Annotated in this window: 17 protein-coding genes; 10 read left to right on the forward strand and 7 right to left on the reverse strand. The window is 66.5% G+C overall.

The genetic code is table 11. The features are described from left to right. Positions 1–631: 631 nt before the first annotated feature. The 6 genes from Q8O96_RS21540 to Q8O96_RS21565 all read left to right on the forward strand — a co-directional run bounded on the left by Q8O96_RS21540 (position 632) and on the right by Q8O96_RS21565 (position 8,490). Positions 632–1,423 (forward strand): enoyl-CoA hydratase/isomerase family protein, encoded by a 792-nt coding sequence (locus tag Q8O96_RS21540; RefSeq protein WP_305949363.1) that lies wholly within the window; start codon positions 632–634, stop codon positions 1,421–1,423. A gap of 217 nt (positions 1,424–1,640) precedes the next feature. Next, positions 1,641–2,801: an acyl-CoA dehydrogenase family protein gene (locus tag Q8O96_RS21545; protein ID WP_060838997.1), complete on the forward strand. Its 1,161-nt coding sequence runs from the start codon at positions 1,641–1,643 to the stop codon at positions 2,799–2,801. 21 nt (positions 2,802–2,822) lie between these two features. Next, entirely contained in the window at positions 2,823–4,922 is a 2,100-nt protein-coding gene (locus tag Q8O96_RS21550; protein WP_305949364.1) for an acetate--CoA ligase family protein, read from the forward strand. A 10-nt stretch (positions 4,923–4,932) separates the two neighbouring features. Further along, positions 4,933–6,540 carry a 5-guanidino-2-oxopentanoate decarboxylase gene (locus Q8O96_RS21555; RefSeq protein WP_305949365.1) on the forward strand — a complete coding sequence of 536 codons (1,608 nt, stop codon included), beginning with the start codon at positions 4,933–4,935 and terminating at the stop codon, positions 6,538–6,540. 27 nt (positions 6,541–6,567) lie between these two features. Further along, positions 6,568–7,776, forward strand: coding sequence for a pyridoxal phosphate-dependent aminotransferase (locus Q8O96_RS21560; protein ID WP_305949366.1), 1,209 nt, complete (start codon positions 6,568–6,570; stop codon positions 7,774–7,776). Between the two features lie 9 nt (positions 7,777–7,785). Further along, positions 7,786–8,490 carry an NAD(P)H-dependent oxidoreductase gene (locus Q8O96_RS21565; RefSeq protein WP_305949367.1) on the forward strand — a complete coding sequence of 235 codons (705 nt, stop codon included), beginning with the start codon at positions 7,786–7,788 and terminating at the stop codon, positions 8,488–8,490. A gap of 601 nt (positions 8,491–9,091) precedes the next feature. On the opposite strand, the gene Q8O96_RS21570 is transcribed toward Q8O96_RS21565, so the two are convergent. The 7 genes from Q8O96_RS21570 to Q8O96_RS21600 form a co-directional block, all read right to left on the reverse strand. After that, entirely contained in the window at positions 9,092–9,877 is a 786-nt protein-coding gene (locus tag Q8O96_RS21570; RefSeq protein ID WP_305949368.1) for a hypothetical protein, read from the reverse strand. A 74-nt stretch (positions 9,878–9,951) separates the two neighbouring features. After that, the gene (locus tag Q8O96_RS21575; RefSeq protein ID WP_060839003.1) at positions 9,952–10,302 is read right to left on the reverse strand and encodes a DUF2493 domain-containing protein; all 351 of its coding nucleotides are present in this window, start codon (positions 10,300–10,302) and stop codon (positions 9,952–9,954) included. Then, positions 10,290–12,005 carry a Na/Pi cotransporter family protein gene (locus tag Q8O96_RS21580; RefSeq protein WP_305949369.1) on the reverse strand — a complete coding sequence of 572 codons (1,716 nt, stop codon included), beginning with the start codon at positions 12,003–12,005 and terminating at the stop codon, positions 10,290–10,292. Before Q8O96_RS21580 ends, Q8O96_RS21575 begins: the two co-directional genes overlap by 13 nt. A 27-nt stretch (positions 12,006–12,032) precedes the next feature. After that, positions 12,033–12,233, reverse strand: a complete 201-nt coding sequence (locus Q8O96_RS21585; protein ID WP_102864539.1) for a hypothetical protein — start codon at positions 12,231–12,233, stop codon at positions 12,033–12,035. A gap of 138 nt (positions 12,234–12,371) precedes the next feature. Beyond that, positions 12,372–15,083, reverse strand: a complete 2,712-nt coding sequence (gene mgtA, locus Q8O96_RS21590) for a magnesium-translocating P-type ATPase (protein ID WP_305949370.1) — start codon at positions 15,081–15,083, stop codon at positions 12,372–12,374. Positions 15,084–15,368: 285 nt separating this feature from the next. Next, positions 15,369–15,659, reverse strand: a complete 291-nt coding sequence (locus Q8O96_RS21595; RefSeq protein WP_102864541.1) for a hypothetical protein — start codon at positions 15,657–15,659, stop codon at positions 15,369–15,371. Positions 15,660–16,062: 403 nt separating this feature from the next. Next, complete coding sequence (locus Q8O96_RS21600; RefSeq protein WP_102864542.1) at positions 16,063–16,413, reverse strand: hypothetical protein; 351 nt, start codon at positions 16,411–16,413, stop codon at positions 16,063–16,065. Positions 16,414–16,972: 559 nt separating this feature from the next. Here Q8O96_RS21600 and ltnD point away from each other — a divergent pair. The 4 genes from ltnD (at position 16,973) to Q8O96_RS21620 (ending at position 21,466) form a co-directional block, all read left to right on the forward strand. Then, complete coding sequence (gene ltnD, locus Q8O96_RS21605) at positions 16,973–17,878, forward strand: L-threonate dehydrogenase (RefSeq protein WP_060843417.1); 906 nt, start codon at positions 16,973–16,975, stop codon at positions 17,876–17,878. A gap of 10 nt (positions 17,879–17,888) precedes the next feature. Next, complete coding sequence (otnK, locus tag Q8O96_RS21610) at positions 17,889–19,181, forward strand: 3-oxo-tetronate kinase (protein ID WP_060839011.1); 1,293 nt, start codon at positions 17,889–17,891, stop codon at positions 19,179–19,181. Beyond that, entirely contained in the window at positions 19,178–19,816 is a 639-nt protein-coding gene (locus tag Q8O96_RS21615) for an aldolase (protein ID WP_060839012.1), read from the forward strand. The genes otnK and Q8O96_RS21615 overlap by 4 nt, the downstream gene beginning before the upstream one ends. Positions 19,817–20,002: 186 nt before the next feature. Next, positions 20,003–21,466: an SLC13 family permease gene (locus Q8O96_RS21620; protein ID WP_102864544.1), complete on the forward strand. Its 1,464-nt coding sequence runs from the start codon at positions 20,003–20,005 to the stop codon at positions 21,464–21,466. Positions 21,467–21,475 lie beyond the last annotated feature (9 nt).

Here is a 21,475-nt window from a genome sequence, read left to right on the forward strand (position 1 = left end):
TGCTTTTGATTTTGATCTGAACGCCCCGTTAACCACGATGGCCGAACGCAGGCATTGATCCGTGGGTAACCCGGCAGGACGCCGGGTTAGCCGCCACCCGGCCATGGATGGCCGGTGGCGGCGGCCCACGGATCAATGCCGGAGTGAGGGCATGCCGAGCCTAAGCGAGGCACCGAGTGGAGGGGCAGAGCGTTTTGCTTACTTTTGCGCTCTTCAAAAGTGAGCCGCTGTAAGAGCGGAACCGTAAGCGGCCGCACCCGCAGGAACGGATATGTACCCAACCCCCGCTGTAAAAGCGAAACCATAAGCCGTCGCACCCGCAGCAACGGATATGCCCACCAATCAGACCGCCCCCTCAGGTTTACGGCCGCCACCCACCCGAGCGGGAGCAAGCTCCCTCGCCACAAAAAACCTCCCCCAACCCCCTTTTGTCGAGGCTTGTTCGAAGTTGTAACAACCCCCACGCAACAACCCCCAATGCCCAGATTTTTACCTAATAAAAACAAAGGGATACTTCAAAAAATCGACCAAAACTCCCCCCAAGCCCCCCAATTGCCGCCTTGTTGAACACTCGTTTAGTATCACCCTCAAGCCACCCCCTCACGCCAACCACAATAATTCGAGGACGCCCATGACCCTTTCATCGTCGCTGCTCAGCCGGATCGAAGCCGGCGTAGCCTGGATCACCCTCAACCGCCCGGCGCAACGCAACGCCCTGGACATCCCCAGTCTCCAGGCGCTGCACCGCCTGCTGGACACCTGCAACAGCGACCCCAGCGTCCGAGCCGTGGTACTCACCGGCAGCGGCCGCAGTTTCTGCGCTGGGGCCGATCTGGCGGAGTGGGCCGAAGCCGAAGCCCGCGGCGCCCTGGAAAGCTACGGCTGGACCGAAACCGCCCACGCCTTGATGACCCGCCTGCACAGTCTGGACAAACCCACCATCGCCGCCATCAACGGCACTGCGGTGGGCGCGGGCATGGACTTGAGTCTGTGCTGCGATCTGCGGGTGGCGGCGCAGTCGGCGCGGTTCAAGGCCGGCTACACCAGCATGGCCTACTCGCCGGATGCCGGGGCCAGTTGGCACCTGTCGCGCTTGATCGGCAGTGAACAGGCCAAGCGCCTGCTGTTTCTCGATGAGTTGTGGAGCGCCGAACGGGCCCTGGCCGCCGGGTTGGTGGGTGAGGTGTGCGCCGACGAGCAACTGATCGGCAACGTCGGCGAGTTGGCGGCGCGCTTGGCGGCGGGCCCGACCTTTGCCTTTGCCCAGACCAAGAAGTTGATCCGCCAGGGGGCCGAGCGCAGTTTGCCGCAGCAGTTGGCGGCCGAGCTGGCCGCCGGCCTGCTGTGCGGGCGCAGTGCCGATGGTGCCGAAGCCCTGCGCGCCGCCACGGAAAAACGCCCGCCACGTTTCCAGGGCATGTAGGAGCGGCCGGGCGGCGCTCCGTTTGCCGGCGAAAGGGCCCCTGGGCCATGCGCCCATTTTGTAGGAGCTGGCTTGCCGGCGAAGGCGCCCGCAAGAACAGCGCCTTATTCAAGGGTCTCTTCGCCAGCAGGCCGGCTCCTGCGGGAAGGATTTTTCGGCAGGTCGTCCTGCCCGATCACTGGTTTTTTTGCACCGTCACTCACTCACAGGTAGCGCCATGAATTTCCAACTCAGCCAAGAACAAGAAATGCTGGTGGACGCGGTTCGCAGTTTTGTCAGCAAGGAGTTGCTGCCCCACGAAGAGGCGGTGGACCGCGCCGATGAGGTCAGCGCCGACCTCGCCGGGGAGATCCGCAGCAAGGCCATCGCCGCCGGTTTCTATGCCTTCAACATGCCGGAGGAGGTGGGCGGCGGTGGCCTGGATTACCTGTCCCAGGCGCTGATCGAGCGCGAGCTGGCCAAGTGTTCCTGGGCCTTGCATGTGTTCGTTGCCCGGCCGTCGAAGATCCTCATGGCCTGTACCGGCTCGCAGATCGGCGATTACCTGCTGCCCTGCGTGCAGGGGCGCAAGGTTGACTGCTTTGCGCTGACCGAGCCCGGCGCCGGTTCCGATGCCAATGCGATCAAGACCCGCGCCGTGCGCGATGGCGGCGACTTCGTGCTCAACGGCAGCAAGCACTTCATCAGCCACGCCGGGCATGCGGATTTCGCCATTGTCTTTGCGGTCACCGGCACCTATGAGCACAACGGCCGCCAGCGCAACGCGGTGACCGCGTTCCTGGTGGACCGCGACACCCCGGGCCTGACTATCCGCCGTGGCCCCAAGTGCGTGAGCAACCGGGGCTACCACACCTTCGAGATGTTCTTCGACGACTGCCGGGTACCGGCCAACAAGGTGCTGGGGGAGGTGGGCAAGGGCTGGGAAGTGGCCAACGCCTGGCTCACCGCCGGGCGGGTGATGGTGGCGGCCAACTGCGTCGGGCAGGCCCAGCGCGCCCTGGATGCCTCCCTGCAATGGGCGGCGGATCGCAAGCAGTTCGGCCAGGCCATCGGCAGTTACCAGGGGGTGTCGTTCAAGCTGGCGGACATGGCCACGCAGATCCGCGCCGCCGAGCTGCTGACCCTGCACACCGCGTGGAAGATGGACCAGGGCAGCATGACCGACGGCGAGGCCGGCATGGCCAAGCTGTTCGCCAGTGAAGTGCTGGGCCGGGTGGCCGACGAGGCGGTGCAGATCTACGGCGGCATGGGTTTGATGGACGAAGGCCCGGTGGAACGCATCTGGCGCAATGCGCGGATCGAGCGCATCTGGGAAGGCACGTCGGAGATCCAGCGCCACATCATTTCCCGTGAACTGCTGCGGCCGCTGATGCGCTGAGCGCCCTGGAGAACTGCCGTCATGTCCCAGACTCTTCGTGACAATCTCAAGCGTTTGCTGGCGCCCCGGCATCTGGCCTTTGTCGGCGGGCGCAGCATGGCCCGGGCCCTCAAGCGCTGCGCCGAAGGCGGGTTTGCCGGGCCCATGTGGCTGGTCAACCCGCAGCATGCCGAGCTCGATGGCGTGCCCTGTGTGGCCAGCATCGACCAACTGCCCTGCGGCCCGGACGCGGTGTTCGTCGCCACCAACCGTGAGCTGACCCTGAGCTGCGTCGCGGCGTTGGCGGCCAAGGGCGCGGGCGGGGCGATCTGCTACGCCTCGGGCTTTGCCGAAACCGGCGCCCAGGGCCAGGCCCTGCAACGGCAACTGCTTGCGGCCGCCGGCGACATGGCGCTGCTGGGCCCCAACTGCTACGGCCTGCTGGACTACCTGCACAGCGCCGCGCTGTGGCCGGTGGCCCATGGTGGCAAGCCGGTGGAGCGGGGCGTGGCGGTGCTGACCCAGAGCGGCAACTTTGCCTACAACCTGTCCATGAGCGATCGCTCGCTGCCGGTGGCCTACATGGCCTCGGTGGGCAATCAGGCGCAGCTGGGCATTGCCGAGCTGATGGACGTGCTGCTGGACGAACCCCGGGTCACCGCCATCGGCCTGCACCTGGAAGGGCTGAAGAATGTGCCAGGGTTTGCCCGGGCGGCGCACAAGGCCCTGGAGAAGGGCATTCCGCTCATCGCCCTGAAGACCGGGGTGTCGCAGATCGGCGCCGAGCTGGCCTTGAGTCACACCAGTTCGCTGTCGGGATCGGACGCGCTGTACGACGCACTGTTCCAGCGTCTGGGGGTGATCCGGGTCAGCGGCCCGGTGAGTTTTGTCGAGACCTTGAAGGCCGCCTCCTGCGGGCAGTTTCCGGCCGGCCCACAGCTGATGGCCCTGGCCTGTTCCGGGGGCGATGCCGGGTTGATCGCCGACTACGCCGAGCGCAACGGCCTGCAGTTGCCCAAGCTTGCGGCCGGGCAATGCGCCGAGCTGGCCCAGGTACTGCCCGGCTACGCCAATCTGGTCAACCCGCTGGATTTCACCACCGCCATCTGGGGCGATGCCCAGGCCTTGCAAGCCATGCTCGGCACGGCCCTGCGTACCGAGGCCGACAGCGCCATGCTGGTGCTGGATTACCCGGCCGAGTTCACCGGTGAGCGCAAGGAATGCGACCTGCTGCTGGAGCTGTTCTGCGCCGCGCTGCAACGCCACGGCCTGCGCGGTTTTGTCACCTCGGCCTTTCCCGAGCTGTTGCCGGCCAGCGCCCGCGAGCGTCTGCATGCCCATGGCATTCCCGCCTTGCAAGGGGTGGAGGATGGCCTGGCGGCCTGGGGCCGGATCGTCGCCTATCAACAGCGGCGTCCAGCGTTGCTGGCCCTGGGCGAATCGGCCCTGGTGCCGCTGTGCCCGCAGGCCCTGCCCGGTGCCGGGGTGCTGCTGGACGAGTGGCAGTCCAAGCAGGCCTTGCGCGGCTTCGGCCTGAGCATCCCGGACGGGGTGTTGAGCAGCCCCGAGCAGGCCCTGAGCGCGGCGGCTGCGGTCGGTTATCCGCTGGTGCTCAAGGCGGTCAGCGCGCAGTTGCCGCACAAGACCGAGGCCGGGGCGGTGGCCCTCAATCTCAAGGACCCTGAAGCCCTGGGCGCAGCCCTGCGCCTGATGCACACGCGGATCGCCGAGCATGCGCCGGGCGTGGCCTTTGAGCGGGTGCTGCTGGAGCCCATGGCCGCGCCGCCCCTGGCGGAGCTGATTGTTGGCATCAAGCGTGAGAACGACTTCGGCCTGGCCCTGGTGATCGGTGCCGGCGGGGTGCTGGTGGAATTGCTCAAGGACAGTCGCAGCCTGCTGCTGCCGACCACCGAAGGGGCGATCCGCCAGGCCGTGCTCAGCCTGCGCAGCGCCGCCTTGCTGCAGGGCTTTCGCGGGCGCCCGCGGGCCGATCTCGATGCCCTGGTGGCGGCCATCGGCGCGGTGGCGGACTACGCCTGCGAACACGCCGGGCAATTGCTGGAACTGGATGTGAACCCATTGTTGGTCGGTGCCCAGGGCACCGTCGCGGTCGATGCGTTGATTCGCCTTGGCCAGGCTTGAGGAGAGAGACATGCACGATCAGACCTTGACCGGTGGCCAGGCCCTGGTGCGCCTGCTGGCCGGCTACGGCGTCGACACGGTGTTCGGCATTCCCGGGGTGCACACCCTGGAGCTGTATCGCGGCCTGCCCGGCAGCGGCATTCGCCATGTGCTGACCCGGCATGAGCAGGGCGCGGGCTTCATGGCCGACGGTTACGCCCGGGTCAGTGGCAAGCCCGGGGTGTGTTTCGTCATCAGCGGCCCGGGGGTGACCAACGTCGCCACGCCCATTGGCCAGGCTTATGCCGACTCGATCCCGCTGCTGGTGATTTCCAGCGTCAACCACAGCGCCAGCCTGGGCAAGGGCTGGGGCTCGCTGCATGAAACCCAGGACCAGCGCGCCATCACCGCGCCAATCACCGCGTTCTCGGCCCTGGCCCTGAGCCCGGAAGACCTGCCAGAGCTGATCGCCCGGGCCTTTGCCGTGTTCGACAGCGAGCGCCCGCGCCCGGTGCACATCAGCGTGCCCCTGGATGTGCTGGCGGCCAGGGTCGCCCGGGACTGGACCGGCGAGGTGCGCCGGCGTCCCGCCCGTGGCCCGGCCGCGGCGGCAGATATCCAGCAGGCGGCGGACAAGCTGCGCCGCGCCAAGCGGCCGATGATCATTGCCGGTGGTGGCGCGCTGCATGCGGCCGAGCAGTTGCGGGCCTTGAGCACACGCCTGGGCGCGGTGTTTTTCAGCAGCGTCGCCGGCAAGGGCCTGCTGCCGGACGAGGCGCCGCTCAATGCCGGGGCGACCCTGTGCGTGGAGCCCGGCTGGCAGCTGATCAGCCAGGCCGATGTGGTGCTGGCGGTGGGCACCGAGATGGCCGACACCGACTACTGGCGCGAACGCTTGCCGCTCAATGGTGAGCTGCTGCGCCTGGACATCGACCCGCGCAAGTTCAATGACTTCTATCCGTGCGCGGTGGCCTTGAACGGCGATGCCCGCGCCACCCTGGATGCCTTGCTCCAGGCCTTGCCACCCACACCGGCCGAAGCCGGGGCGGCGATTCACGCGGTGGCCGATCTGCGTCAGGCGGTGCACAACGGGCAGGGGCCCTTGCAACAGATCCACCGTTCGATCCTGCAACGCATTGCCGCCGAGCTGCCGGAACACGGCTTTATCGCCAGCGACATGACCCAGCTGGCCTACAGCGGCAACTACCTGTACCCGAGCCGGGCCACCCGCAGCTGGCTGCATCCCACCGGCTACGGCACCCTCGGCTACGGCTTGCCGGCGGGCATCGGCGCCAAGCTCGGTGCCCCCGAGCGTCCGGGGCTGGTGCTGGTGGGCGACGGCGGTTTTCTCTACACGGTGCAGGAGCTGGCCACGGCGGTGGAGGAGCTGGACAGCCCGCTGGTGGTCTTGCTGTGGAACAACGACGCCCTGGGGCAGATCCGCGACGACATGCTGGATCTGAACATCGAGCCCATCGGCGTGCTGCCGCGCAACCCGGATTTTGCCGCCCTGGCCCGGGCCTTTGGTTGCAGCGTCAGCCAACCCGCCAGCCTCGACGAGTTGCAGCAGGCACTGCGCGACGGCTTTGCCCGCAACGGCCTGAGCCTGATCGAACTCAAGCACGCCTGTGCGCGCTGACCATCCCTTTTTGCCTGGAGCCTGAGCATGCGCTTTTCTCAACTGACCCAACGTATTGCCGGAGACGGCGCCGCCGCCTGGGACATTCATTACCGGGCCCTGGCCAAACGCGAACGTGGCGAAGAGGTCTGGTTGCTGTCGGTGGGCGACCCGGATTTCGACACCCCCCAGCCTATCGTCCAGGCGGCCATCGACAGCCTGCAGGCCGGCCATACCCATTACGCCGATGTGCGCGGCAAGCGCGCCTTGCGCGAGGCCATTGCCCGCCGTCATCAGCAGCGCAGCGGGCAAGTAGTGGAGGCCGAGCAAGTGGTGGTACTGGCCGGTGCCCAGTGCGCCCTGTACAGCGTGGCCCAGTGCCTGCTGGACCCGGGTGACGAAGTGATCGTGGCCGAGCCGATGTACGTCACCTATGAAGCGGTGTTCGGCGCCTGCAATGCCCAGGTGGTGCCGCTGCCGGTGCGGGCCGAGGACGGCTTTCGGGTGCAGCCCGAGGCGGTGGCGGCGCGCATCACCGGCAAGACCCGGGCCCTGGTGCTCAACAGCCCGCACAACCCCACCGGCGCCAGCATCCCCCGTGCCACCTGGGAAGCCCTGGCGGCGCTGTGCATCGAGCATGACCTGTGGCTGATCTGCGACGAGGTCTACAGCGAGCTGCTGTACGAGGGCGAACATGTCAGCCCGGCCAGCTTGCCGGGCATGGCCGAGCGCACCGCGACCCTCAACAGCCTGTCCAAGTCCCACGCCATGACCGGCTGGCGCCTGGGCTGGGTGGTGGCGCCGACGGCCCTGGCCGCGCACCTGGAAAACCTCGCCCTGTGCATGCTCTACGGCTCGCCGGAATTCATCCAGGACGCGGCCATCGTGGCCCTGGAGCAACCCTTGCCGCAGTTGCGGGAGATGGCCGAGGCCTACCGCCAGCGCCGGGATCTGGTCTGCGACTGTCTGGCCGATTGCCTCGGCGCCCGGCCGCTGAAGCCGGATGGCGGCATGTTCGTCATGGTCGACATCCGCGCCACCGGGCTCAGCGCCCAGGCCTTCAGCCAGCGCCTGCTGGACGAGCAGGGCGTCTCGGTACTGGCCGGCGAAGCCTTCGGCCCCAGCGCCGCCGGGCATATCCGCCTGGGGCTGGTGCTGCAGCCGGAGGACTTGCGCGAAGCCTGCCGGCGCATTGCCCTGTGCGCCGAACACTGCCTGAGCCGCCGCGTTGCCCCCGCCACTTTGCCCACCGTTTGAGGAGTCTTCATGAAGGTACTGATCGTTCACGCCCACCCCGAACCGCAATCCTTCACTGCCGCCCTGCGCGACCAGGCCCGCAGCACCCTGGAGGCCCAGGGGCACCAGGTGCAGGTCAGCGACCTGTACGCGATGAACTGGAACCCGGTGGCCAGCGCCGCCGACTTTGCCGCCCGGGATAATCCGGAGTACCTGGTGTACGCCCTGGAGCAACGCCTGGGGGTGAAGAACCAGAGCATCGCCGCCGACATCCAGGGCGAGCTGGACAAGCTGCTGTGGGCCGACCTGTTGATCCTCAACTTCCCGGTGTTCTGGTTCTCGGTGCCGGCCATGCTCAAGGGCTGGATCGACCGGGTGCTGGTGTCGGGAGTGTGTTATGGCGGCAAGCGCTTCTATGACCAGGGCGGGCTGGCGGGCAAGAAAGCCCTGGTGACCCTGACCCTGGGCGGACGCGAACACATGTTTGGCGAAGGCGCGATCCATGGACCGCTGCAGGACATGCTGCGCCCGCTGCTGCGGGGCACCTTGGCCTATGTCGGGTGCGAGGTGCTGGAACCGTTCGTGGCCTGGCACGTGCCCTACATCAGCCAGGAAGCCCGAGAAGATTTCCTGCACCGCTACCGTCAACGCCTGCAGCACCTGGCGAACGACCAACCCCTGGTCTTCCCGCGCCTGGACCAATTCGACGAAGCCCTGCATCCACTGCCCCTGTAGCCGCTGCCGCAGGCTGCGAACGGCCCGTAGGGACGCAGGGTTCTCAACAGCGATAGAGGTTTGGCAGGCGATCGTCAGGCAAGGCCCTGCGGGCCTTTTCGCAGCCTCGCTAAGGCTCGGCAGCGGCTACAGGATTCGCCGCGTTTCGTGTAGCCGCTGCCGCAGGCTGCGAACGGCCCGTAGGGACGCAGGGTTCTCAAGAACGATAGAGGTTTGGCAGGCGATCGTCAGGCAAGGTCCTGCGGACCTTTTCGCAGCCTCGCTAAGGCTCAGCAGCGGCTACAGGATTCGCCGCGTTTCGTGTAGCCGCTGCCGCAGGCTGCGAACGGCCCGCAGGGACGCAGGGTTCTCAAAAACGATAGAGGTTTGGCAGGCGATCGTCAGGCAAGGTCCTGCGGACCTTTTCGCAGCTTCGCTAAGGCTCAGCAGCGGCTACAGGATTCGCCGCGTTTCGTGTAGCCGCTGCCGCAGGCTGCGAACGGCTCCGCAGGAGACGCGGTGATCTTGAGGCTGCCCAAGATCGTCAGGCAAGGCCCTGCGGGCCTTTGCGCAGCTTCGCAGGCTCAGCAGCGGCTACAGGGGCGGCGACGCTATGGGGCGCTCAGAAGCGCAGGGTTGCGCCGGTGGTCAGCCAGCGGTCGCGGGCTTCGGTCAGGTGCTGGCCCAGGATCAGGTCCAGGTCAAGGTGCTGGCCCACGTGCAGGCGCGGGCCAGCCTGCCAGCCTTGTTCGCCGCCGCGCTGGCCGTAGCGCTCGGCAATCAGGGTCAGGCTCGGCATGAGGTCGTATTCGACTCCGCTGCCCCAGGTCCAGCGGTGGTTCTGCTCGCCATCGTCGTAGGCGTGGGTCCAGCCGGCATTCAGGTTCAGCCGCAGGCGGTCGCTGGCGCTGAAGGTCAGGGGCAGGGTGAGGTCGCCGCCGTCGAAGCTGTGGTGGCGGTTCAGGGCCCAGTGGGCGGAGCCGGCCAGGGCCAGTTGCAGGCCCAGGTCCGCGCGGTCCAGCAGGGCGATCTTGAGCTGGGGGCTGACCTGGGTTTCGCCCTGGCCGTCAGCCTGCTGGCGCTGTACCGCGGCTCCCACTTGTACCCAGGGCAGTTGGCTGAAGGTGCAGGCCGGGGCGATCACGCTGTTGTGGCTGGAGCCTTGATGCCGGGTGCTCTGGTACCAGGCATCGACGTTGCATTCCCCGGGGGCGTTGATGGCGCCGTCATCCACTACATAGGCGCCGCCGGCGGCCTGGGCCTTGAAGCACAGGGCCAGGGTCGCGGTGGCCCCGGCGGTGAGGGCGAGGAACAGCAGGTTGCGTTTGAGCATGCGGCTTTTCGCGGCAGGCAGGGTGTGGCCCCAGGAGGCGCAACGCGAGGAGCGATGTGGGCGGTGCTTGGACATGGCAGGTCTCGTTCTGTTGGGGCGCCGGACCGTTTGGTTGGGGAGCCGGCGCGGGTGGGTGCTGCGTGGGGTGTTTACTGGGCGTCCACCGATAGGGTCTGGATGCCGCGGACCCGGGCCTGGGCCAGCAGTTCTTCGGTGTCTTCCCCGCCGGGCAGGGCGAGGACGATGTCCGGGCGGCTGTCGGCCAGCATGAAGCTGTTGCGCAGGCGCTCGGCGTGTTTGCCGTGCAGTTGCCAGTTGGGCGGGTAGCGGACGATGTGGGCCCCGGTTTCCCGGGCCCAGTCCTCGATGTGGGCACCGAGGAACTGGCTGCCGCCGTGGATCACCACCCGCACTTCGTGCAGGCGCTGGAAGGCTTCCAGGACCCGGCGGCACAGGCGGCTGTCGGCGTAGTAGCGGCCGGCGCAGATCAGGACGCGCATGGGCTGTCCTCCTTGAGCCCGGCCACGGGATGCTCGGCGCCCGGCGCTTCGGCCAGGGGCTCGCTGAGGTAGCCGTGCTCGATGTCGCGCTCGCCGGCGCGCTCCAGGGCCGGGTAGGCCAGGGCGGCGATGTGGTGGTGGACCCGGCGGTAGTCCCGCAGCAGGCGCTGGAAGATGTCCCCGGACTCGGCCCAGGCGCTCTGGTCTTCGCGCAGTTGGCGAAAGTGCTCGCGGCCGGCGGCGGCTTCCAGGCGCCGCACGTTTTCCTTGCGCGCCAGCAACTGGTGGGCGGTGGGCAGGTCTTCGCGCAGGAACACGGTGATGGCCAGGCTCAGGCTGTCCAGCAACTCCTGGTGCAGTGGGTACAGGGTGCCCAGCTCGAACTCGGAGAAGGCTTCGCCTCGGCGCAGGCGGCGCACCGCCAGTTGCGCCAGGCTGGTGGCGAGGATGTCGCCGGCGTGCTCCAGGTTGATCACCAGCAGCAGGATCTCCTGGGAGCGGTCGGCATCCTGGTCGCTGATGCCTTCCTTGCCGATGTCCGCCAGGTAGGCGCGGATGGCCGCGCTGAGCAGGTCCAGGGACTGGTCGATGTGCCGCACCTGCTCGGCATGGGTGATGCTTGAGGTGCGAAACAGCTGCAGCACCCGGTCGAGCATGCTCGAAAGCATGTCGGCCATGCGCAGGGCTTCGCGGGCGGCGTTGGCCAGGCCGATATTGGCCACTTCCAGGCCGGCCTGGTCCAGGTACAGCGGCATGCCCGGGTCGGTGACCGGGGCGGGGGCCGGCAGCAGCCGGGTCAGCAGCTTGCCCAGGAGCTCGGTGAAGCCAATGAACAGCAGACCGAGGATCAGGCTGAAGGCGCTGTGCAGGTAGACCACCAGCAACTCCGGTGCCAGGGCTTGCACTGCGTCCAGGCGGGCCAGGGCGGTGATCCACGGCAGCACCAGGACCACGCCCACCAGGCGCACCAGCAGGTTGCCCAGGGGCAGGCGCCGGGCCACGTTACCGCTGGCGCCGAGCAGGGATGGCAGGGTGCCGCCGAGGTTGACCCCCAGCACCAGGGCCATGCTGGTGGCCGGCGACAGCAGGCCGGTGCCGGCCAGGGAGGCGATCAGCAGCACCACCGCGACGCTGGAGTGGCACATCCAGGTCAGCAGCATGGCCACCAGCAGCGCCAGCAACAGGTCGCCGTCGAGGCTGGTCATCACCAGCTGGAACACCGGGGTGCTTTCCACCGCGCCCAGGGTGGCGCCGAGCATGCCCAGGGCCAGCAGCATCAGGCCCAGGCCGATCAGCGCGCAGCCGATGCTTTCAAAGCGCGAGTCGTCCCGCAGGCGGAAGGTCAGGAAACCCGCCAGCAGCAGTACCGGGGCCAGCAGCGACAGGTCGAGGCTGAGCAGCTGGACCACCAGGGTCGAGCCGATATTGGCCCCGAGCATGACCGCCAGCGCCGGGGCCAGGCCCAGGGTGCCGGCGGCGGTAAAGGAGCTGGCCATCAGGCTCACCGCGGTGCTGCTTTGCAGCACGCCGGTGATGCCGACGCCGCACAGCAGCGCCAGCCAGCGGTTGTTCAGGTGTTGTCCGAGCCAGTGCCGCAGCGGGCTGCCGAAGCCGCGCAGCAGGGATCCGGAAATCATCTGCGAGCCCCAGAGCAGCAGGGCGATGGCCCCGGCCAGGTTGATCAGAAGTGTGGTGCCCGACATGAGTGTGCTCCCGGGTCGGTGACGGGTTCAGGCGATCGCCACCCGCAGCGAGGCGCGGGTAATGGCGGCGCTGAAACCCAGCAGAAAACGAATTTCAACGGCGCTCAGCAGGCCGCGGACATACAGCCGGATGCTCACGCGGGTGAGCAGGCGGGCGCTGGTGCACAGGCAGCAGACCAGCAGGGCCTGGAGGCCGCGTTGCACCATGGAAAAAGGCTTGAGATACATGGCGATGCTCCTTTCGGGCGAACAGCGTCGCCGTCGGCAGGGCGCTGGCCGCGCCGACGGTGGCATCGTTGGTCAGGTGTATCGGGCGCGGCCGTCCGAGGGCGGCCGCGCCGGGCTCACGCCCTTAGAACCAGGCCCTTAGAACCACTGCTTGAAGCGGCGGATGTACAGGGTCTTCATGGTCTGGGCGACCACGCAGTAGCTGAGCAGGGTGCCCACCAGCCACGGGAAGTATTCCCACGGCAGCGGCACCAGGCCGACCATGCTGCCCAGGGGCGAGAAGGGCACGTAGATCCCCAGGGCCATCACCAGTCCCGTGGCCAGCATCACCGGCAGGGCCGCGGTGCTCTGGATGAACGGGATCTTGCGGGTGCGCAGCATGTGCACCACCAGGGTCTGGGACAGCAGCCCCTCGATGAACCAGCCGGACTGGAACAGGGCGGCCATTTCCACGCTGTTGGCGGCGAACACGTACCACATCAGGGCGAAGGTGGTGATGTCGAAGATCGACGAGGTCGGCCCGATCCACAGCATGAAGCGCCCGATGTTGTTGGCGTCCCACTTGCGCGGCTTGGCCAGGTATTCCTTGTCCATCTTGTCCCAGGGCAGGGCCAGCTGGGAGAAGTCGTACATCAGGTTCTGCAGCAGCAGGTGGATCGCCAGCATCGGCAGGAAGGGGATGAAGGCACTGGCCACCAGCACCGAGAACACGTTGCCGAAGTTGGAGCTGGCGGTCATGTTCAGGTACTTCATGATGTTGCCGAAGGTCTCGCGGCCCTTGATCACCCCTTCTTCCAGCACCATCAGGCTCTTTTCCAGGAGGATGATGTCCGCCGATTCCTTGGCGATGTCGGTGCCGCTGTCCACCGAGATGCCGACGTCGGCATCGCGCAGGGCCGGGGCGTCGTTGATGCCGTCGCCGAGGAAGCCCACGGTGTGGCCGTTGGCTTGCAGGGCCTTGAGCACCCGGGACTTCTGCAGCGGGGTGAGCTTGGCAAACACCGTGCGCTCTTCCACCAGGCGCCCGAGCACCTGGTCATCCATGTGCTCGATGTCGCGACCCAGCAGCGGCTCGCCCGCTTCCAGGCCCACTTCGCGGCAGATCTTCGCGGTGACGATGGGGTTGTCGCCGGTCAGCACCTTGACCGTCACGCCGTTGTCACGCAGGGCGGCGATGGCCGGGCCGGCGGTTTCCTTGGGCGGATCGAGGAAGGTCAGGAAACCTTCGATCACCAGCTCGCGTTCGTCGCTGGCGCTGTACTGGCTGCGGGTCTGGCCCTTGGGCAGGTCCCGGGTGCCCACCAGCAGCACGCGGAAGCCGTCGCGGTTGTAGTCCTCGGCCAGTTGCAGCAGGGCGGCGCGGCGCTCGGCGTCGAGGCTCACGGCCAGTCCGTCCTGGCGGACCCGGGTGGCGGTTTCGAGCATCTCTTCCACCGCGCCCTTGCACACCAACAGGTGATCGCCACGGGCATCGGCAAGGATCACCGACAGGCGCCGACGGACGAAGTCGAAGGGCAGTTCATCGACCTTGCGCCAGGCGGAGGGCGGGGTGAAGTGCGGGTTGCCCTCGGCGAAGGCGACCACGGCGCGGTCCATCAGGTTCTTCATGCCGCTCTGGTGGTGGCTGTTGAGCCAGGCCAGTTGCAGCACCGCATCGCAGCGGCTGCCGCTGATGTCGACGTGGTGTTCGAGGATGATCCGGTCCTGGGTCAGGGTGCCGGTCTTGTCGGTGCACAGCACGTCCATGGCGCCGAAGTTCTGGATCGCGTTGAGGCGCTTGACCACCACCTTGCGCTTGGCCATGGCCGCGGCGCCCTTGGCCAGGTTGGCGCTGACGATCATCGGCAGCATTTCCGGGGTCAGGCCGACCGCCACCGCCAGGGCGAACATGAAGGCATCGGCCCAGTCGCCCTTGGTGAAGCCGTTGATCAGCAGGACGATGGGCACCATCACCAGCATGAAGCGGATCAGCAGCCAGCTGACGCTGTTGACCCCACGGTCGAAGGCGGTCTGGGTGCGCGAGCCGACGATGGAGCGGGCCAGGGAGCCGAAGTAGGTGCGCCCGCCGGTGGCCACCACCACCGCGGTGGCGGTGCCGCTGACCACGTTGGTGCCCATGAAGCAGATGTTCGGCAGGTCCAGCAGGTCCTGCTGGTCGGCGGCCAGGGCCTGGGCGGATTTTTCCTGCACGGCGCCCAGGGTGTCGTATTTCTCCACCGGCAGGGCTTCGCCGGTGAGCACCGCCTGGCTGATGAACAGGTCGCGGGATTCGATCAGGCGGATGTCCGCCGGGATCATGTCGCCGGCCGACAGCTGGATGATGTCGCCCACCACCAGTTCGCGCATGGGGACTTCGCGAACCCGGGCCTGCATGCCCATCTGCTCGCGGCGCAGCACCGCGGCAGTGGTGCGGACCATGGCCTTGAGGGCTTCGGCGGCCTTGGCCGAGCGGTGTTCCTGCCAGAAGCGCATCAGGCCGCTGGCCAGCACCATCACCAGGACGATGATCACGCCGGTCAGATCAGTTTCTTCGCCGGCTTGCAGCGGCAGCCAGAAGTCGGTGAAGAAACTGATACCGGTCAGGGTCATCAACACATAGATGAAGGGGTTGTTGAAGGCTTGCAGCAATTGCACCAGGGCGTGAGGCGGACGGTCGTGGGCGACCTCGTTGTGGCCGTCGCGTTGCAGGCGGCCTTCGGCGTCCAGTTCAGTCAGGCCAGCGGTGCTGGAGTTGACGTTGGCCAGGGTCACGGCCAGGCCGTTCTGGGCTTCGCGGGCGGCACGCATCGACAGTTTGTTGCTGTCGCGGGTGGCGCTGGTGTTGCGGGAAGTTGTGGTTTTTTCAGTCATTGCGTGTGCTCCTGCCGCCTGACTACGGCACGACACAGCGACCACTCAACTAATTAAAGACGAGCGAAAGTATGTCGAGCCGCAGGTTAGCGATCGATACGGATCTTGGCGTTTTTCAGGTTTTAACGTTCGCTGCCCAAACAATGAAGTTGAATGGACAGCGAACCTACTACTGGCCTCTTCCATAACTTTCTCCAGCAAGTTTTATTAACGAGAAGGCAATAAGGCGCCGTCAAACTTCCAAGTAAGAAGTTTGTGTGGAAACAACGGAAAGTGACCGTTGATTTATGGGTAAGTGCGCGCCCCGAGGTACAGGCCGAAGATCAGTCCGGCCTGCTGCAAGAGCAGGGCCGCGCCCCGACTCTGCGGGTCCTGGCTGTCGTCCAGGCTCCAGCGTTGCTGGAGCTGGCCGGTCATCGGGCAGACACGCCAATTGGCCCGCAGGGCGGTGGCGGCGCAAGGTGAGGATGAGGAGAACGGCGAGCGTGCCAGAGCCTTGGGCTCACGGCACAGCTTGACCCGCATGGTGGCGGCAAAGGCGCGTACGCCGGGCATTACAGAAGATGTGAAGTGCATAACTTGTGCCTCGTGACCGGACTGGTTCCGGGGAGGCAAGTTACGTTGGAGCGTCAAGCCCTAGCGCAGCTCACCCGACCGCGGAGTCGAGTCCCGTCATTGTTCAGGGGTGCCTGGCGCTGCGCAGCGGCAGTGACCAGACAGCGTCTAGATACTGTGTCCATTGGCTTCTTTAGTGAGTTGAAAAAAGGCCGGATTTCCCGGCCCGCGCAATTTACTCAGGAGGGTTCATCGAGTCAAGGTTAAATTGCCCTGAATCGTTGTTCGATGATGAAGTTTCAGGTGAGGTTCAGCTTGAGGGATGAGTGCAGGCGTCGAGAGTGGGAAACATATAAGGGATACAAATAAAAAGTGCCCATGACCGATGGGGCGTCATGAGCACTGAATATAACTTCGCGGATTATCAGTTCAGCAAGTGCCGGGAGATATCCTTGTAAGTGTTGCTGTCGGTGGCGGCCATCAGTTGCCGTCCATCCTTTAAGGTGCCGATGAAGGTCACTTCGTTTTCCGTGCCCGCCATCAGGTAACCGGCAATCGCGCCTACCGGCCCCAGCAGCATGGCGCCGGCCACGCCATAACCGAAGGCGTCCTTGTTGGCGACGGGGCTTTCAGTGGCGATTTCCAGGCTCTTGAAGGCCGATGCCTTGATCTCGACACCGGCGCTGTTGAGCACTGTCTTGAGCCTGAAGGTGCCGTGGCGGTACTCGCCGGCGCCCTGCAGAAAATCGCCCGATAAAACTTCAATATTTGCCATGTTGAATCATCCTTATCCAAGCATAACGAGACGGACCATTGAGCCCCTGGTCAGTGGGGGCGTCAACGGGGTTGCGATGAAGGGTGCTACCGCCAGTCAGCACGCTTCATGTCCTGAGCCTCGGTCAGGATCTCGCGCTCAATGCTGATCCAGATCAGGGCTGTGAAAGGTTGTAGCAGGGGATGGCGACTGGACCTCGATGTTCCGACCAGTGGCGGGCGCGGGCCGGAGGCAGGGGGCGGGAAAAAGCGATGTTAAAAAATGTTAGGTTGAAAAATATCTTCACATAATCCGTTCATTGGTGGATGATCGTTCACAGCCAACGCTCAACCTGATAACAACAGCAACAGGATGGCCATGATGATCGCTTCGCTCCTGCCTCTCTCGGCACCGGTTCACGGTGCCATGCACCTTCCGGGCTTGCCGTCTGGCGCTGCGCCTGTTGCCGCTCTCTGTGTTGCATTTGCCGGACCTGCAATCCGGATTTCCCTGTCCTGCCCGGTTCTTGCCCGGCGCCTGTCCGGCGCGGCACAGTCCTGGTCTATTTCTGGAGTCCCCCATGAATAACAACAATGTCGGTGTCATCGGTCTTGGCGCCATGGGCCTGGGCATCGCCCGGTCGTTGCTGCGCAGCGGTTTCAAGGTGCATGCCTGTGACGTGCGTGCCGCCGTCACCGAGCAGTTCGCCGCTGAAGGCGGCGTGGCCTGCGCCTCGGCCGCCCAGCTGGCGGAGCAGTGCGAGGTAATCATCACCGTGGTGGTCAATGCCGAGCAGACCGAGAGCGTGCTGTTTGGCGAGGGCGGGGCGGTGGCGGCATTGCGCCCTGGCAGCCTGGTGATCGGTTGCGCCACTGTGGCCCCGACCTACGCCGTGGACCTGGGCCAGCGCCTGGAGGCCCTGGGCTTGCTCTATCTGGATGCACCGATTTCCGGGGGCGCGGCCAAGGCCGCCGCCGGCGAGATGACCATGATGACCTCTGGCCCGGCCGGCGCTTACGCCAAGGCCGAGGCGATCCTTGCGGGCATGGCGGGCAAGGTCTACCGCCTGGGGGATGCCCATGGCCTGGGCTCCAAGGTCAAGATCATCAACCAGTTGCTGGCCGGGGTGCACATTGCCGCCTCCGCCGAAGCCATGGCCCTGGGCCTGCGCGAAGGGGTGGACGCCGATGCCCTGTACGAGGTGATCACCCACAGCGCCGGCAACTCGTGGATGTTCGAGAACCGCGTGCCGCATATCCTCAAGGCCGACTACACGCCACTGTCCGCGGTGGACATCTTCGTCAAGGACCTGGGCCTGGTGCTGGATACCGCCCGGGCCAGCAAGTTCCCGCTGCCGCTGTCGGCCACCGCGCACCAGATGTTCATGCAGGCCTCCAGCGCCGGTTTCGGCCGCGAGGACGATTCGGCGGTGATCAAGATCTTCCCGGGCATCGAGCTGCCCGTGGCCAAGCCTGATGCCGTTTGAGGAGCCTGTGATGACGACTTCCACTCCACGCCCGTTGCTGGGTTGCATCGCCGATGACTTCACCGGCGCCACCGACCTGGCCAACATGCTGGTGCGCGGCGGCATGCGCACGGTGCAGAGCATTGGCATTCCCAGCGCCGAAGTGGCCGCCGGCCTGGACGCCGACGCCGTGGTGATCGCCCTGAAGTCCCGCACCACCCCGGTGGGCGAGGCGGTGGCCGAATCCCTGGCGGCGCTGCACTGGCTGCGCGAGCAGGGCTGCGAACAGATCTTCTTCAAGTACTGCTCGACCTTCGACTCCACCGCGGCGGGCAATATCGGTCAGGTCAGCGAGGCCTTGCTCAAGGCCCTGGGCAGCGATTTCACCCTGGCTTGCCCGGCGTTTCCGGAGAACGGCCGGACGATTTTCCGTGGCCATCTGTTTGTCCAGGACCAGTTGCTCAATGAATCGGGCATGCAGCATCACCCGCTGACGCCGATGACCGACGCCAACCTGGTGCGGGTGCTGCAAGCGCAGACTGTGCTGCCGGTGGGCCTGCTGCGTTACGACAGCGTCGCCCAGGGCGTGGACGCGGTGCGGGCGAAGATCGCCGAACTGCGGGGCAAGGGCGTCGCCATGGCGATTGCCGATGCGCTGTCCGATGCCGACCTCTATACCCTCGGCGCGGCCTGCGCCGACCTGCCGCTGTTGACCGGCGGTTCCGGGCTGGCCCTGGGCCTGCCGGAGAACTTCCGCCGCGCCGGCAAGCTGCGGGACCTGGACGCCGCGAGCCTGCCGCCGGTGGCCGGTGGCGAAGTGGTGCTGGCCGGCAGTGCCTCGGCAGCGACTAATGCCCAGGTCGACGCCTGGCTGGAAGCCGAGCGCCCAGCCCTACGCATCGACCCCCTGGCCCTGGCGGCCGGTGAACCGGTGGTGGCCCAGGCCCTGGCTTTTGTCCAGGCCCAGCAGGACACCGTGCTGATCTACGCCACCAGCACCCCCGAGCAGGTCAAGGCGGTGCAGCGGCAATTGGGCGTCGAGCGCGCCGGGGCCCTGGTGGAGAACGCCCTGGGCGAGATCGCCCGCGGCCTGCGGGATAACGGCGTGCGCCGCTTCGTGGTGGCCGGCGGCGAAACCTCCGGAGCGGTGGTCAAGGCCCTGGGCGTGCGCCTGTTGCAGATCGGCGCGCAGATCGATCCCGGGGTGCCGGCCACGGTCAGCAGCGGCGGCGAGCCCCTGGCCCTGGCCCTGAAGTCCGGCAACTTCGGCGGTCGCGACTTTTTCAGCAAGGCCCTGGGCCAACTGGCCGGAGGTCAGCCATGAGCCGGGAAAACGCTCTGCGCGAAGAAATCTGCGACGTCGGCCGCAGCCTCTATCAGCGCGGCTACACCGTGGGCAGCGCCGGCAACATCAGCGCGCGGCTCGATGATGGTTGGCTGATCACCCCCACCGACGTGTGCCTCGGGCGCCTCGATCCGGCGGCCATCGCCAAGGTCAACCTAGCGGGGGAGTGGGTCAGCGGCGACAAGCCATCCAAGACCCTGGCCCTGCATCGCCAGGTGTATGACCGCAATCCGGGGGTGGGCGGGGTGGTGCACACCCATTCCACCCATCTGGTGGCACTGACCCTGGCCGGGGTCTGGCGCGACGACGACATCCTGCCGCCGCTGACCCCGTACCAGGTGATGAAGGTCGGGCACATTCCACTGATCGGCTACCAGCGTCCGGGTTCGCCCAAGGTCGCCGAGCAGGTGGCGCAACTGGCCAACCGGGTGCGCGGGGTGATGCTCGAACGCCTGGGCCCGGTGGTCTGGGAAAGCAGCGTGTCCAAGGCCAGCTATGCCCTGGAGGAACTGGAGGAAACCGCGCGCCTGTGGTTGCTCACCCAGCCGCGCCCGGCGCCTCTAGACCAGACCGCGCTGGATGAACTGCGGGACGCCTTCGGCGCCGCCTGGTAAACGCAGCACGACTGCCAACGCTTGATGCAAGCCTGTCCCCGGGAGCCTTGACAGGACTCCTGTGGGGAGCGGCTTGCCGGTAAAAACAATAACAACAGGACTTCCCGAGATGAATGACTGCATGTGCTTTACGGGTTCCAGCGTCACCTGCCACACCTGCCAGCCACTGTGTGGAGGGTTTGGCCAATGAGCCCGCTGATTCTGATGATCACCGCCGGGGCCGGTATCGCCCTGTTGCTGTTTCTGGTGCTTAAGTACAAGTTCCAGCCCTTTGTCGCGCTGATGCTGGTGAGCATCCTGGTGGCGCTGGTGGCCGGGGTGAAACCGGCGGAACTGGTGGCCACCATCGAAGGCGGCATGGGCAAGACCCTTGGCCACATCGCCATCATCATTGCCCTGGGCGCCATGATCGGCCGCATCATCGAACTGTCCGGCGGTGCCGAGGCCCTGGCCAAGACCCTGATCGAACGCTTCGGCAACCGCCGCACGCCCCTGGCCCTGACCATCGCCGGCTTCATCATCGGCGTGCCGGTGTTCTTCGAAGTCGGGGTGATCATCCTCATGCCCCTGGCCTACGGCGTGGCCCGCAGTGCGCGCAAGCCGCTGCTGGTATTCGCCTTGCCGATGTGTGCCGCCTTGCTCACCGTGCATGCCTTCCTGCCGCCCCATCCGGGCGCGGTGGCGGCGGCCAGCCAACTGGGCGCGGACCTGGGCCGGGTGCTGATGTTCGGCCTGCCGCTGACCGCGCTGCTGTGCTATGTCGGCTACCGCGTGGCGGGGCGCATGACCCGGCGCAACTACCCGATGACCGACGATATCCGCGCCGAAGTCTATGGCCCGCATGTCACCAATGAAGACCTGGCAGCCTGGAACAGTGGCGCCGAGCAATCGGCCAGCCCGCAAGCACTGGCGGCCGTGGCCCATATGGGCCTGGAGGAATCCACCGGCACTCTGGCGGCGAAACTGCCGCCGGCGCCGCCACCGGGTTTCGGCCTGATCGTCAGCCTGATCCTGCTGCCTATCGTGTTGATCCTGCTGGGCACCCTGGCCACGTCCTTGCTGCCTCTGGAATCCACCCTGCGCGGGGTCTTGACCGTGCTCGGTGCGCCGCTGGTGGCGCTGCTGCTGGACACCTTGCTCTGTGCCTGGCTGCTGGGTTCGCGCCGTGGCTGGAGCCGCAGCCAGGTCTCCGACGTGATCGGCTCGGCGCTGCCCGGGGTGGCCATGGTGATCCTGATTGCCGGGGCCGGCGGGGTGTTCGGCAAGGTCCTGGTGGACACCGGGATCGGTGCCGTGGTCTCCGACCTGCTGCGCACCACCGGCCTGCCGGTCCTGGCCCTGGGCTTCTTGCTGACCATGCTGCTGCGCGCCGTGCAGGGCTCCACCACCGTGGCCCTGGTGACCACGGCGGGCATCATCGCGCCGCTGATCGCCACCCTTAACCTGAGCCCTAACCACATGGCCCTGCTGTGCCTGGCCATGGGTGGTGGCGGGCTGGCGATGTCCCACATCAATGACGCCGGGTACTGGATCTTCACCAAGCTGGCCGGGCTCAACGTCGCCGATGGCCTGCGCACCTGGACCGTGATTACCACCTTGCTCGGCACCTTGGGGTTCTGTATTACCCTGCTGATCTGGCCGTTTGTCTGACCCTTTGTC

Origin of the sequence: Pseudomonas sp. LPH60 (genome assembly GCF_030718165.1) — a bacterium.
In the GTDB taxonomy this organism is placed as follows: domain Bacteria; phylum Pseudomonadota; class Gammaproteobacteria; order Pseudomonadales; family Pseudomonadaceae; genus Aquipseudomonas; species Aquipseudomonas danubii.